This is a genomic window from Vibrio sp. 10N.286.52.C3, from assembly GCF_041468865.1.
In the GTDB taxonomy this organism is placed as follows: Bacteria; Pseudomonadota; Gammaproteobacteria; order Enterobacterales; family Vibrionaceae; genus Vibrio; species Vibrio crassostreae_C.
The window spans coordinates 1-422 of record NZ_JBFRJM010000124.1 but is presented as its reverse complement, the minus strand read 5'-3'; the positions used below and the strand labels follow the sequence as shown (position 1 = coordinate 422).

Annotated in this window: 1 protein-coding gene; it reads left to right on the top strand. The window is 43.6% G+C overall.

Annotated features, from left to right (window positions below; all coding sequences use genetic code 11):
* Window positions 1–130: 130 nt before the first annotated feature.
* On the top strand, window positions 131–422 hold a 292-nt coding region (locus AB4138_RS23680; protein WP_372307942.1), incomplete at its 3' end, for a transposase.

Sequence of the window (422 nt, the reverse complement as noted above, 5' to 3'; positions counted from 1 at the left end):
CAATTTGAGCTTGACAGACTGCTTTCAGGCTTCACAATTATCGGCCACGAACGGCTTTGTTTCCTAAATCAGGGAACTAATGCTTAAAGCTACGATCAGATCATCTAAGTTCACTCACATACTTAGAGCAATGCCAAAGCCTCGCTACAGAACAACTAACTGGAAACAATATAACCAAGCCCTAATCAATCGTGGTTCACTGACATTCTGGATTGATGAGGAAACGATTCAACAGTGGAAGCAACTCAAGCAAGGTAAACGAGGTCGACCTCGATTGTTTAGTGACTTAGCCATTACGACCGCCCTCATGGTTAAACGAGTATTCGCGATGCCGTTGAGAGCGTTACAAGGATTCATCGATTCTGTTTTCAAACTCGCTCAACTCCCGTTGTCATGTCCTCACTATTCATGCATCAGTAAAC